This window comes from Fulvivirga maritima (assembly GCF_021389955.1).
GTDB classification, from domain to species: domain Bacteria; phylum Bacteroidota; class Bacteroidia; order Cytophagales; family Cyclobacteriaceae; genus Fulvivirga; species Fulvivirga maritima.
The window spans coordinates 4,680,660-4,694,835 of the sequence record NZ_CP089980.1; the positions used below are offsets into that span (position 1 = coordinate 4,680,660).

The 14,176-nt window shown below is 38.8% G+C and carries 9 protein-coding genes; 1 reads left to right on the forward strand and 8 read right to left on the reverse strand.

The features are described from left to right. Positions 1-9: 9 nt before the first annotated feature. The 8 genes from LVD15_RS19735 to LVD15_RS19770 all read right to left on the reverse strand — a co-directional run bounded on the left by LVD15_RS19735 (position 10) and on the right by LVD15_RS19770 (position 12,420). Complete coding sequence (locus LVD15_RS19735; RefSeq protein WP_233776931.1) at positions 10-5,592, reverse strand: PKD domain-containing protein; 5,583 nt, start codon at positions 5,590-5,592, stop codon at positions 10-12. 248 nt (positions 5,593-5,840) lie between these two features. Further along, positions 5,841-6,731, reverse strand: a complete 891-nt coding sequence (locus LVD15_RS19740) for a glycosyltransferase family 2 protein (protein ID WP_233776932.1) — start codon at positions 6,729-6,731, stop codon at positions 5,841-5,843. A gap of 7 nt (positions 6,732-6,738) precedes the next feature. Further along, positions 6,739-7,872: a glycosyltransferase family 2 protein gene (locus LVD15_RS19745; RefSeq protein WP_233776933.1), complete on the reverse strand. Its 1,134-nt coding sequence runs from the start codon at positions 7,870-7,872 to the stop codon at positions 6,739-6,741. Between the two features lie 67 nt (positions 7,873-7,939). Further along, positions 7,940-9,070: a sugar transferase gene (locus LVD15_RS19750; RefSeq protein WP_233776934.1), complete on the reverse strand. Its 1,131-nt coding sequence runs from the start codon at positions 9,068-9,070 to the stop codon at positions 7,940-7,942. Positions 9,071-9,072: 2 nt separating this feature from the next. Then, entirely contained in the window at positions 9,073-9,480 is a 408-nt protein-coding gene (locus tag LVD15_RS19755; RefSeq protein WP_233776935.1) for a response regulator, read from the reverse strand. Between the two features lie 398 nt (positions 9,481-9,878). Further along, positions 9,879-10,499: a deoxynucleoside kinase gene (locus LVD15_RS19760; protein WP_233776936.1), complete on the reverse strand. Its 621-nt coding sequence runs from the start codon at positions 10,497-10,499 to the stop codon at positions 9,879-9,881. 221 nt (positions 10,500-10,720) lie between these two features. Next, positions 10,721-11,752 carry a glycoside hydrolase family 5 protein gene (locus tag LVD15_RS19765; protein ID WP_233776937.1) on the reverse strand — a complete coding sequence of 344 codons (1,032 nt, stop codon included), beginning with the start codon at positions 11,750-11,752 and terminating at the stop codon, positions 10,721-10,723. Positions 11,753-11,901: 149 nt separating this feature from the next. Next, on the reverse strand, positions 11,902-12,420 hold the full coding sequence (locus tag LVD15_RS19770; RefSeq protein ID WP_233776938.1) for a GNAT family N-acetyltransferase: 519 nt from the start codon (positions 12,418-12,420) through the stop codon (positions 11,902-11,904). Between the two features lie 189 nt (positions 12,421-12,609). On the opposite strand from LVD15_RS19770, the gene LVD15_RS19775 reads away from it, so the two are divergent. Continuing rightward, the gene (locus tag LVD15_RS19775; RefSeq protein WP_233776939.1) at positions 12,610-14,148 is read left to right on the forward strand and encodes an SDR family NAD(P)-dependent oxidoreductase; all 1,539 of its coding nucleotides are present in this window, start codon (positions 12,610-12,612) and stop codon (positions 14,146-14,148) included. Positions 14,149-14,176: the final 28 nt, after the last annotated feature.

A 14,176-nucleotide genomic window follows, 5' to 3' on the forward strand; every position in this document is an offset into this window, starting at 1 on the left:
TTGTACTTTTTAATAAATTATTCTTACTCCTCCGCGTCTGGTTCCTGACCGTGCCGTTATCTCGTAGAAATATGGGCCGGGCTGTAATAACTGTCCGTTTGAGGTTCCTCCCCAATCATTACCATAGTTTTTAGAATGGTAAATTTCATTACCTCGAGAATCATAAATTCTCACCTCAACTTCACCTAAAGCCTGTAGATTGGCTATTTCCCAATAATCATTAATGCCATCCCCATTTGGTGTGAAAAGCCTAGGAATATTCACAGCTTCAATTTCCAGAGGGAGCACTGTAATGTTTACAGTGTCGGTATCAGTAAGGTATTGCGTGTCAGTAACAGTAAGCTTAAACTGATATTCTCCTTCACGAAGGCCTCCTACAATTAGTTGAGCAAATGTTAGTTCTGAAGTAGTAGTATTACCTCCTGAAATTTGCTCCCATTCATAACTCCGGATAGAGCCATCTTCATCAGTGCCTGAGCCATTGAGTACTACGGAGCTGGTAGGCATGGTGATAGTCACATCTTCACCAGCATTGGCTACAGGCGGAATGTTTCCGTTGCTGTTTACCACTTCTATAGTCACTTCATCAGTATCTATGGCGCCTTTATCATCCGTTACTTCAAAGGAGAAAGTATAAGATCCAATTTGCATATTAGTGATATGTATAGTTGAATCTTGTGGACTTGCGATAGTAATGGAAGTCGGCCCCGAAATCTGAGTCCACATGCGTGATACTATTTCACCATCTAAATCGCTGGCTCCCCCGGTTAAATAGGTGTCATTTTGAGGAAAAACAATGCGCTGATCATTTCCGGCAAAAGCCACGGGTGCATAGTTGTCAGATACCAGCAGGTTCACTTCGTCAAAAGCGGTTTGATTATTATTATCTGTAACAGTACATCTGAAAACATAGGTGCCATATTCTAGTTGATCTACAGTTGTTTCTGATGAACTGGGAGAGTTGATCATCGATTGTGAAGGGCCAGTTCTTTGAGTCCATTGATAGGATATGATGGTGCCATCAGGATCTGAAGCGGTAGCAGATAATGTGGCTATACCGGGTAAAACTAAGCTTTGATTAGTGCCGGCATCTACTATAGGGAATTCATTAGGAGGACTAGGGAGTACAGTAATTTGTACTTCGTCAAAATCTCTGTCGCCTTCATCATCAGTAACTGTAAGCCTTAAAACGTAAGTTCCTTCTATTAAATTTTCTATTCTTACGTTAGGAGTGTTTCCACCTATGATTGATACTGTAGAAGGAGCCGTAACTACAGTCCATAAATAGTCTGTAACCGTGCCGTCAGGGTCTGAGCCTGTTCCGGTTATTTCAGCACTGTTTTCTGGCAGCGTCAAGGTAATGTCTTCGCCAGCATCTGCTGAAGGGGATAAGTTAGGATTTTCAGGATTAACCCGCACATTCACTTCGTCAAATCCTTGTAAGCCTTCATTGTCAGTGGCTGTAAGTCTAAAAACATAAGTTCCTAATATTAGGTTAGTCGCATTGAGTGTGGCTGAGCCTGAGCCTGTAAGAGAAGCCGTATTAGGACCACTTACCTGACTCCAGATGTAGCTGGTAATAGAGCCATCGTCGTCTTCTGCGGTTCCATTAAATGTAGTTTGAGATGCTGGCTGGTATATAGTTTGGTTTTCTCCAGCATTTACAATGGGTGGCTGATTGGCAGGTAGGGGCTCTACAGTTATATTGACTTCATCAAAAGCAGTGCTACCATCATCATCTTGAACGGTAAGTCTAAAAATATAAATACCTTCTACTAAATTACTAATTTGTATTATGGCGTTATTACTACCTGTAACAGTAGCAGTATTCGGCCCACTTTTTTGCTCCCACATATAGCTGGCAATGCTTCCATCAGCATCTAAGCCTTCTCCAATTAACTGAGTCTCATTCTCGGGTAGGGTTATTATTTTGTTTTCACCAGCATCGGCGATTGGGGGTTTATTAGCAGGAACAGGGTTAACCGTTACTTTGATATTGTCTGATGCGCTGGCATTATCATTATCGGTAACCCGGCAATTGAATATGTATACTCCTTCTGTGAGATTTTGAATGTTAGTATTAGCCTGATTAGGTGTAACAATGTTACCTGAAACGGGGCCACTGACTTTAGTCCATGAGTAAGACTGTATGGTTCCATCTGGATCTGTTGCATTTGCGGATAAACTAATGCTATTGTCAGGTAAAGTAATGGCTCTATCATTACCTAAATTTACAGTTGGGAATTGGTTTCCTGGGTACGGTCGAACCGTAACTCTTATATCATCAGTACCTCTATCGCCCCGGTTATCAGTTACTCTAAGGGTAAAAACATATAGTCCTTCTACCAGATTGCTAAAAGTGACATTAGCTTGATTGGCACCAGAGCTAGAGGCTGAGGAAGGGCCGGATTTCTGGCTCCACTGGTAACTTGCAATAGTTCCGTCACTATCAGATCCACTTCCACTTAGAGTTATAGATGACGTAGGCAATGTAATTGCTCTATCCGAACCAGCGTTAGCAGTAGGCGGGTTGTTAGGAGGCTCTGGTCTTACTGTAATTCTAACGTGATCTGTATTCGAAGCTCCTTCATTATCTTCTGCGTACAAAGAGAAAATATATACACCTTCCACCAAATTTTGCAAAGTAATCTGAGGATTTAGCACATCAGTAGTGGTGGCTGTGTTCGGGCCACTTTCTTGCTCCCAGAGATAAAAAGTAATCTGCCCATCTGAGTCAGTAGCTGACCCATTTAAGGTTAATGATGAGGTGGGTAAAGTTATAGTTCTATCTGGTCCTGCAGAAACTACAGGAGGTAAGTTCGGTGAGTTCACTATTATGCTTACTTCATCAGTAGCGAAAGCACCTCTATCATCCTCCACTGTTAATGAGAAAACATATATACCTTCTTCAAGTCCTTGAAGCTCAAGGTTAGCTTGATTTACTTCCTCATAGCCGGCATCTGCCGGGCCACTGATAAATTCCCAATGATAACTTACTATTGTGCCATCGGAGTCTGTACCAGAACCGTTAATTGTAGTGCTATTGTCTGGTAGAGTAAGTATGATGTCTGGACCTGCATTGGCTACAGGAGGTGTGTTAACAGGCTCTGGATTTACTGTAATAGTTATTTGAGTACTGTTAGTAGCATTGTCATCATCGGTAACTGTAAAGCTAATTACGTAAATACCTTCAACTAAATTTTCAAGATTAATAGAGGTCTCATCAGGGGAGGGCATAGAAATATCGCTGGGGCCACTTATTTGCTCCCAAAGATATTCTACAATAGTACCATCGGGGTCAGTACCATTACCATTTAATATAATGGAGTTAGTAGGTAGTGTAATACTTTCGGTACTTCCGTTTTCAATTATAGCTGTAGGGGCATTATTGGTTTCAGGAAAAACCGTAATAGTTACTTGATCCGTATCAGAATCACCGTCATCATCAGTTACAGTAAGAGAAATGAGGTAGGTGCCTTCAATAAGACCGCTAACGGTTGTAGTAGGTGTACTGTTGCTGGAAAAAGTAACCGAACTCGGACCTTGAACTCTTTGCCATAAATAACTAACCACAGTACCATCCGTATCAAGTCCAAAGCCTGTTAATTCTAGTGAATTTACCGGGAGTGTAATAGATGTGTCGTTAGGAACGATGGCAGTAGGAGGATCATTTGGTGGTATAGGGAGCACCGTTAAAACCATTTCATCTGATGATTCATCACCATCATCATCAGTAACAGTAAGTGAAAATGTATATACACCTTCTATGAGATTGGAGACATTAATTTGTGAAGCAGAATTGTCATCTATTGTAGCTGTGTTTGGCCCCTGAACCTGTTCCCAGAGGTAATCAGTTACGGAGCCATCAGAATCTGTTCCCTGACCTGAGATAGTGGTAGTAGATGTAGGCAGTGTAATTTCCTGATCTGAGCCAGCGTTAGCATTAGGTGGAGAGTTGGGCGGAACTGGTAGCACCGTTATTGTGATTTGGTCGCTATCCGTATCTCCATCGTCATCTTCCACTGTTAATGAAAAAGTATATACACCTTCTATGAGATTAGTAAGAGATAAAGAGCTTTGATTTAGCCCAGAATTACCGGGTGTATTAGGTCCTGAATTTTGAGCCCATGAATAGGATACAATTGTTCCATCAGAATCTTCTCCACTGCCGTTAATGGTAATAGAGCTGGTAGGGAGAGTTATGGTACGGTTATTTCCTGCATTAGCAGAAGGAGGGGAGTTAGCAGGGGTAGGGAACACCGTCACTGTTACGGCATCACTTCCTGTATCTCCATCATCATCAGTTACAGTTAATATAAAACTATAAGTTCCTTCAATCAGGTTGTCTAGAGTAATATCTTCAGCATTTGGGTCGGATATATCAGCAGTATTAGGGCCTGACTCTTGATTCCATTCGTATGATACAATTTCTCCATCAGAATCTGACCCCGAGCCGTTGATTGAAATAGTATTTTGAGGTAGGGTGATTTCACGGTTAGGTCCTGCGTTGGCAGTAGGAGGGATATTTGCCGGCTCTGGTAAAACGGTAATAGTTATCTGGCGAGATGCACTGAGGTTATCATTATCCGTAACGGTAATTTCTAAGCTGTAAGTACCTTCTATAAGGTTATCTAGGCTTACTGTAGCTGTGGAACTTCCACTAATGTTAGGTGAATTGGGGCCAGAGAGTAGAGTCCATTGATAGCTTTCAATAGTGCCATCGGCATCAGTGGCATTGGCGGTTATTGAGAGGCTGTTATCAGGTAGAGTTATAGTGTAATTAGCATTGACGGTTATGGATGGAGGTATTTCAGGAGCAGCTCCTCTTGATTGCAAAAGTAGCCACTGGTATAAATTTGGAGTATGTAAGGTATTGTCTGTGCGATATGCTCTATTCCAGCAACCAGCATGACCAACGCCTGGGTAGGTAGTGAATATTGGTGCAGGATCAGCATTGCATCTTATCATACCATTGATAGGCGTACGGCCTTGATGAAGTGGCATTTGGTTATCGGCTTCTCCATGAAAAGCCCAAACAGGTAAATGAATTTCTGCCAGATAACATGTTTCCTGATACCCACCTCTGCCTGGTGCAGGTGCAATGGCAGCGAAACGATTAGGTTGATTTTCTTCAGAATATGCCACCTGCCATGACCCCTGGCCGCCCATACTCAGACCCGTCATATAAACTCTGTCAGGATCAACGCGATAATTTTCTATGGCCCAATCAATAAAAGGCATGGTTTCAAAACCTTGCCATCCATTTCTGGAAGTTTGCGGACATAGAACAATAAAGCATTCTGTGGTTCCGTTAACTTCAAAACACATCTGTTCTCCGTTGTTAATGAGCTTGGGAGGGCCATTACTTTTTATTCTTTCTAATTGTGATGGAGATCCATCTCCTCGTTCCCCGTGGCCATGAAGAAAAATCATGAGAGGGTAGAGGTCGGTGTTGCTATTATAATTAGGGGGCAAATATTCCAGGTAGCCTAGGCCATCAGGCATCCTTCTGGCAGTAAGTCCCTGGCCGTAGCTATTAAATACCAAGAAGTATAGGCATATAAGACAAATCAGTTTGCCTGTATATCTCATCAGTGGTTAGGATCAATGTGTGGTTAAAACATCTGTACTTAGTATTCAGGAATTCCTTTCCTCTGCAATTTCAGTCAATTTCACTAATTAATTGAAAACCAATCACTCACTCTTACTAAGAGTTCGAAATATACAAAAAAATAATTGAATGAACCAAAAACTTACTTGTGATATAATAGTAAGGTATCAATTAAATATTTAATTGAATTTTTTAAAATTAGAGCAAGAAAAATATTAAAAGGTGCCTTCTACTTATTTTGTAGGTTCTTTATGTTCCAGAAAAGGGCTTTGTAGTAATTCTTTAAGTGCGCCCATTGAGAGTTTACCGTGTACTTTAACGTTTGTTTTGGTGTTACTACCAAAAGGAAGAATAGCATAAATATGCTGAATTGGGCTGTATTATTAGCACGTTTCATAAAAAGAACCCTATTCCGGTTATGGTAGTAAGCCTTTAATGGACTTTCTTTTCCTACTGAAACTGATTCTTTATGAAAAATGATGCCTTTGGGGTTATAATAAACTTTGAAGCCAGCTTTTACAGCTCTGTTAGACCAATCTAGTTCTTCATAGTAGAGGAAAAATTCATCAGGTAACATACCTACTTTTTCTACCACTTCTTTTTTGACTAACATGGCGGCTCCGTGAGCATAATTAGTAAATCCAGGGGTGTCATGCTGACCTTGATCCTTTTCTTTTAGACCGATGGCTTTATTACGTCCTGTAAATGTATTGATTTTAGTGTAACCGGCATACTGGATCAAATCGGGTTGATCATAATACTTGATTTTAGGACAAACAATGCCTATAGAATCGTCTTCCAAAAAAGGAGCCAGCAAATGATCCAGTAAATCTGGCGTGACCTCAGTATCATTATTAACCACGAAATAGTAATCGCCTTTAGCTATTTTTATACCTCTGTTATTACCACCTGAAAAACCTAAGTTTTTTTCAGTTCTTACCACCTTAACTTCCGGGTAATGCTGCTTTATATGTGCTTCAGGGTTTTCAAGCGAATGGTTATCAACAACTATGATTTCATAATTGCTATACTTTAGCTGCTTTGTAGATTCCAGGAACTCACAAGTAACCTTAAGCTGATTATAATTAAGAGCAATAATAGATATTAAAGGCGGTGTCATATTAGGTTTAAGAGGTGTGTGGCGTATGTATAAATTTCTTATTAGCTCCTTTTAGTTTAAATAAAATTAACAGCATCTTCCAGAATATGACGGGAAGTGATATTATGGAAATCAATAAGCTCTTAGTATAGTAGCTTCTTGGAATAGCCATAACAATGCTAGCGGCTAGAGTAAAGAAAATGGCACTCCATAAGTATATATGTACTGGTAAGTCGAATAGGTACAAAACCAGTGCTGTAGCAAAGAGAATAGTGGTTAATCCTAAATTAATTAATCTAGGCAATTGTATATTTCTTAATATCGCACTATTAAAGTGAGTTAAATTGCCTGAAAACATAGAAGCGAAACCGCTACCGAAATATCTTTTAAGGTAGTAGAACTGGCTTGAGATCCATCTTTTTCTTTGGTTTTCGAAAACTTCAGGTTTCTCTACCTTCTCATCTAGCACAATTATGTTTGAGGCATACTTTACTTTTATGCCATTACGAATTAACTGAACCTCCAGATCTCGGTCGAAACCTCCAATAGAACTCATTTTGGCCAGATGCGTTTTTACAAGCTGATAATCAAATGACATTCCTGATCCTTTAAGAGAGGAGGAAAGTCCTAGCGCTGTACTTCCTTTACAGAATACATGGTTATTGATTTCTTCACTTAATCCATCAAGGTAAGATAATGTGTTGTTTTGATTTTTTGCAGCTCTTCTTCCCTGAATCGCCTTGTGACCTTGCTGATGAAGGAAATTAGCGCCTTCTATAAAGTTTTCGGACATAATATTATCTGCATCCAAAATAATGGCGTTATCATATTCATCTCCAAGAATCTCCATGGCTTTATTAAGTGCTTTTACCTTAGTGCTTTTTTCGAAGGATACTTCTATCACTTTAATAGGTAATTTTCTCAATGCTGCCAGTGTCTCATCTTTAAATGAGTCAGCTATAATTACTACATCATAGTAGTTGTTATCATAGGTTTGCTTTAGTGCTTCTTTGGCTACCTGTACTATTACACCATCTTCCTTATAGCCAGGGATAAGAACAGCAAACCTGTTGTTTTTCTCTGCTTTGGATAATTTTGGTGCTCTGTAAAATAAGCCGGCACTTGAAAAAAAGAAACTATAAACAGCTGCGTAACCAAACATTAAAAGTAAGGCTACTTCAATGACATTATAAAAAAAATACAAAGTTCTTAAAAGTTAGTACGAAAAATTAAACGTTTTCTTTTTGTAACAGCACAGCAGGGGTTTTTAGCATGATTTTTAAATCATACCAAAATGAGTTTTTATTGGCATATTCCATATCCAGAGAAACTCTTTCTTCTTCAGACATGTCATCTTTACCTCTTTTGGTAATCTGCCATAATCCGGTGATACCAGCTGGAGCAAGAATTCTTAGCGCCCACTGATCTTGAGTAAGTTTTTCAGCCTCATATAAAGGTAGAGGTCTGTTTCCTACTAAAGACATGTCACCTTTCAGTACATTGATGAGCTGAGGGAGTTCATCAAGGCTGGTTCTTCTAAGGAAACCACCAAGCTTAGTGATTCTGGGGTCATTTTTTACTTTAAAGAATACTCCTCCTTTATCTGACTCTGCGGCGTATTGATTTAAATGCTTCATCTCTTCAACCAGATGATCAGCATCTTGTCTCATACTTCTGAATTTATAGAAGTTGAAAATCTGATACCCTTTACCCGCACGTTTAGAAATATAGAAGATAGGACCCTTAGAATCTAATTTAACAGCTATAGCTATAATTAGTAAAAGGGGACTTATAAGTAATAAAGCCGTTCCTGATATAGCAATATCAAAAGCGCGCTTCATAGACCACATTTTGAAAGTATTATTATTATGAAGTAGAGGCTTTTGTTCTTTACCTACTTCATCTGTATTCTCCAGTGAAAGTTCCTTTAACCTGGATAGAAAGTCTATTCTTTGGCTTAGTTCTTTCGCACTGATGTTATCAGTATAATAGTCCTCCGCACCAATTTTAATGGCCTGGTCTCTTTCACTTTCATCAAAATGATCAGCTAAATAGATCATAGGAACATCCCTGAGTACAGTTGATTTTATCTGTTCAAAGGGCTGAAGAGCGAAAATATCAATATTTGAATTGACAATTAAAACACTAGGCAATTGATCGGGCGTACTATTTTTCAGCCAGTTATATGCCTCCATGGGAGATTCCATGTTATCAATCGGATAGCCTTCCAGTCTTAAGTCAAGACAAAGGTCATCCCAGGCTCCTATAAATAAGATCTTCGCCTTGTTAGAGGCTTTTCTCTCATGGGTTAGGTTGTTGTTAGTTGAAGCCTGAAAATCCATTACTCGATTTTCATTCATAATTATGCTTGCTTTTTATTTTCCATAACATTAGTAATGCTCTCAATTAAGCGCTCAGGATTAAATGGTTTTAACAAATAATCATCAGCACCAGCTTTTAAGCACTGCTCCTTAGTTACCACATCTTGTCGGGAAGAGATAACTATAATAGGTATTCCTGAGTATAAACCGTTAGTTTTTAAATTAGTTAAAAAATCTTTACCATCAATTACTGGTAAATGAATATCGGTTATGATAACATCAGGTTTGCCATACATGTTCATATGCTTTAAAGCATTTCCAACGTGACTAAAGGCATCGACCTCAAAGTCCTTTTCAAGCATCTTCTTGATGAGCCATCTCATTGCCTCATCGTCATCAATAATAAGTATCTTTTTTTTCATTGAGCCAACTAGTTTTCCACCGGCCATAGTAAGTTTTTGTTTTGAATTACCGAACTTTTTTAATGAGTTCAGTAACTAATAATATGACCAACCACAGATAAATCAGACTTGTTTTCTAATTTCTTAAATTATTTTTCATTTCCTTTAAATAAGAATTTTTTTTAACTGTATAATTCAAATATAGGAATAGAAGTCAGAATTTTCACAGAAAAAAGAAGCTTAAAAGTTTAACCTACTCGCAGTAAGATAAGTTAAAATTTTAAGAATACATTACATTAATGTCTCTCCCTTTTCATTCTCTTTCAAATACAAGGGTAACCAATTTTAGATAAAAATTATATTATATAGAACTAAAAAATTAAAATTAGCTTTTTAGTGTTTTTATAATGTAATGTTTCAGGCTGTTTTTTATGTGGTTCTAGAAGTTATTGGCTGAAAAGCCCATGAAGCTCCACATCAATTTTATTTACGATGTAGGCGAAATCTTCAGAATTGGCCACATAGTCCATGTTGTTGACGTCTATGACCAATAGTTTTCCATCTTGATAATTCTCTATCCACTCCTTGTAATGTTGATTGAGGTTTTTTAAATAATCCAGGCGGATAGCATTTTCATAATCTCTTCCTCTTTTTTCAATTTGGCTTACCAGTTTAGGAATATCGGCCTTGAGGTATATGAGTAAGTCAGGAGCTTGCACATGTTCTATCATAGACTCAAACAGAGCGAGATAACTCTGGTAGTCGCGGTCATTCAGGTAGTTAGACTTATAGAGGTTAGCCGCAAATATGTAGGCATCTTCATATATGGTACGATCCTGAATGGTGGTTTTGCTGTTTCTTCTGATGCGTTTGATCTGGTTAAAACGGCTGTTAAGAAAATATATTTGCAGATGGAAGGCCCAGCGTGGCATGTCTTCATAAAAGTCTGACAGGTAGGGGTTATTATCTACTGATTCTAATTCTGCTTGCCATTTATAATGTTTAGAAAGCATTTTAGCAAGTGTGGTTTTACCGCAACCTATATTTCCGCAAATAGCTATGTGCATCGTCTTTTTATATTGAAGGGGTGCAAAAGTATTATAACCTTTGTTAACTAAAAATCAGATGCATAAAAAAAGACCAGCTAGGCTGGTCTTTTTGTTTAACCTAAACAAAACTTTTTTATAAGATTTAATGCTTGCAAAGCTATATTTTGGCAATTATGCATCGCTAAAAAAGAAATTAAGCCTTTATTATTTCTTTGAGGAATATTTAATCTTTAAATAACTTACCGGTTGGCTTTTGTTTTCATTGCATGTTCTTGCAATGATTGCTTGAAGTACTTACCCTGAGTGGTAGGCTTAAATGACCAATCAGAAAAAAGCATGGGAGACCATTGAGGGTCGAACACCCAGACTACGTACGATATGCCTTTATCATCACAATAATTATCTAGTACTTTGCCATAAGAATCATCTCCGATTACAGGTACATGAGCTCCTCTGTCATGGGGACCGCAAAAACCCACTTCAGTGAGTACTACAGGGTACTTATCCTTAACAAAACCCCAATCAGCAGTCCATTTTGCAGGCCAGGGGATCTCTCTTTTTTGAGGGTAGGGGTGGCTTACATAGGCTACGTCTGGGGCATCAATAGGTGAAGAAGCTACTTCCGTAAGGTCATATGCCCAATTGAAGCCTGCAATTAATGGAATAGAGGTATTTTCATTTTTTCTTACTACAGCAATTAAATCCTCCATTATGCTTTTCCATTCTAACCAGGTTATATTACCGTATTCACCTTCTCTGGTGGTGGGCTCGTTAAACAGCTCAAAAAAGGCTACGGTGGTATTGCCTTTGAAGTGTTTTGAAATGGTATCCCAAAATTCGGTAGTTTCTTTAATAGAGGTTCTATAAGAAGGCATGTGAAATATTTCTTCTTTTAAATTACCTATGCTGTGCCAGTCTATAATTACATGCATGTTTAACTCTGAAGCCCATTTTACTCCCTCATCAAGTAATTTTAAATAATCGGCTGAGCCCCTTTCTCTCCAATCCTGTGGGTGGACAGGGAACCGAACTATGTTGGCACCCCAATGAGCCATTTCATCGAAATACTCTTTATTCCAATGGCCTTCTTTTTTGAGTTTATTAGGATCACTGGTATTGAGACCACGGAATACTATGGTCTGGCCTTGTTCATTTACAAAATGATTGCCGCTTACACTAATTCTGCTCAGCATCGTCTGTCCAGAAGCGGAAATGGAGCATAAGGCTATCAGGAGAATGAAGATAGATTTTATATAGTAGCGTATATTCATGAGTTTGGTTATTTATGATACCAAAATTAGGAATATAAGCCCTTCGGTAAGTGTGGTATTTGTATCTTAATAGTAGGGTTTTTGGTACGAATGGAATTACTCGTACCTGTTTTTAGATTAGCCTGGAGAGTAATGATTAGAATTCAGGCTTAAAGTTCAAGCATCATTACTACATCAGTATATTTCTCTTCGCCCATAAAGAAATCCATTTTTCCCATTTTATCAAATCCATTTTTTTCATAGAAATGAATAGCCCTGGGGTTTTGATCCCATACACCTAACCATAAAAACTGGCTATGTTGCTCGCGCGCAATTTTTATTGCTTGGTTCAGGAGCACTTGCCCAAAGCCTTTCCCTAGCACTTTGCCTAAGGTGTAGATACGCTGCAGCTCTATGCTGTTTCGTTCCTGATACCGTTGCTGAGCATCTTTATAGTTTAATTTGAGGTAGCCGATCACTTCACCGCCATATTCGGCCAGATAAAATTCAGAAAAGGGGTTGTTTAGCTCTTTCCACAGTCGATCTTCACTAAAAGCATTCTTTACATACTCTTTTACATTATCGGAAGATTCACCTGCTAAAAAAGCCTCAAAATACGTGGCTTTAGATATTTCTAACAGTTGATCCAACTCGTTTAAAGTACACTTAATAAACCTTACTTCGTCCATACATTTTTTTAAGAAATTGATGCTCCTTAGCAAGGGATAAAAGTATTAGAATTTTTGTGATTTTGTAAAATAAACGGGCTATTTTTTATGAAATCTTTAAAGCTAATAGGAGTAGTAGAAAATATTAGGTTAACAAGAAGGTCTTTGCAATAAAGTAAAGCTTATATTCGTGCGTTATTTTGAATGATTATGGATCAAAAGATGGAGTCTGATAAGACGCTAAGAGAAAAAGATATAGAGCAATGTATTGACACCCTGAAATTGTTGGTGTCAGACAGAGAGCAGCTCGTTCTTTTACCTGAAGAAAAAAAGATAGAACTCATTACGCTGGCAGGTAAACTTTCCAGGCCTGACCGAGATGAAATTAGAAAGAGAAATAGGGTAAAGAGAAAGACTCAGAAGGAGGTAATAAGACAGCAGGATAAGGAGGCAAGAGCTACTACTGGTATTAGAAGTGCCAGAGAAGCGGTAGTATTTACTGCGCCGAAACTACTTGAAGGTCATACGCAAAAGGAGGGGAAGACCATGAGTTCGCCCAGAAATTGCTATGTGTGTAAGAAAGAATATACTGTGCTTCATCATTTTTATGATTCTATGTGTCAGGAATGTGGGGATCTTAATTATGCTAAGAGATTTCAAACCGCTGACCTTACCGGTCAGGTAGCTTTAATAACAGGCTCTCGTTTAAAAATTGGATATCAGGCCACTTTGATGATGCTCAGGGCAGGGGCAACAGTGATTGCTACCACTCGTTTTCCGGCCGATTCTGCAATAAGGTTTGCTAAAGAAGAAGATTTTTCTGAATGGGGCCACCGCTTGAAAATTCATGGTTTAGATTTAAGGCATATTCCTAGCGTAGAGCTTTTTGCGAGCTATATAGAGCAGCAATATGATCGTTTGGATATTTTAATAAATAATGCTGCTCAAACGGTGCGAAGGCCAGCTGGTTTTTATGCGCATTTAATGGAAAATGAGCGATTGCCATTTCATAATCATAACCATGATGTGCAGATGCTGCTTCAAGATCATGAAGATTTGTTGCATCATCTTATAGATAGCGGTAAGGAAAGTAAAATGGGACAGATGCCCATGACCTGGAACAGTCAGGAGCCGGGAATAGGAATAAGAGCGTCAGCGCAGCTTTCGCAAGTGCCTTATAAATTTGATAACTCTCTGGAAGCGGCAGAAGTTTTCCCAGAAGGAAAGCTAGATGCTGACTTACAACAGGTAGACTTGAGAAAAACCAATAGCTGGAGGTTGAAGCTTGGGGAAGTACACACGCATGAGATGCTTGAAGTACAGCTGGTGAATTCAATAGCTCCTTTTGTGCTTTGTAATCGTTTGATTGATCTGATGCAGAGAGATCATACAGGGAAGAAGCACGTGGTGAATGTAACTGCCATGGAAGGTAAGTTTTACCGATTTAAAAAGGAAAGCCGTCATCCGCACACCAATATGGCCAAGGCGGCATTAAACATGCTTACCCACACGGCAGCAGGTGATTTAGGCAAGGAAGGTATATTTATGAATGCGGTAGATACTGGCTGGGTTACAGATGAAGATCCTGCTGAGTTAGCTAAAATAAAGCAGGATAAGCATGACTTTCAGCCACCTTTGGATATTGTGGATGGAGCAGCCCGAGTTTGTGATCCGTTTTTTGATGGTATCAACACCGGAAAGCACTGGTGCGGTCAGTTTCTGAAAGACTATTTCCCTATAGATTGGTAGAAAGTAATAAGCGAGAAACTCTACCTTT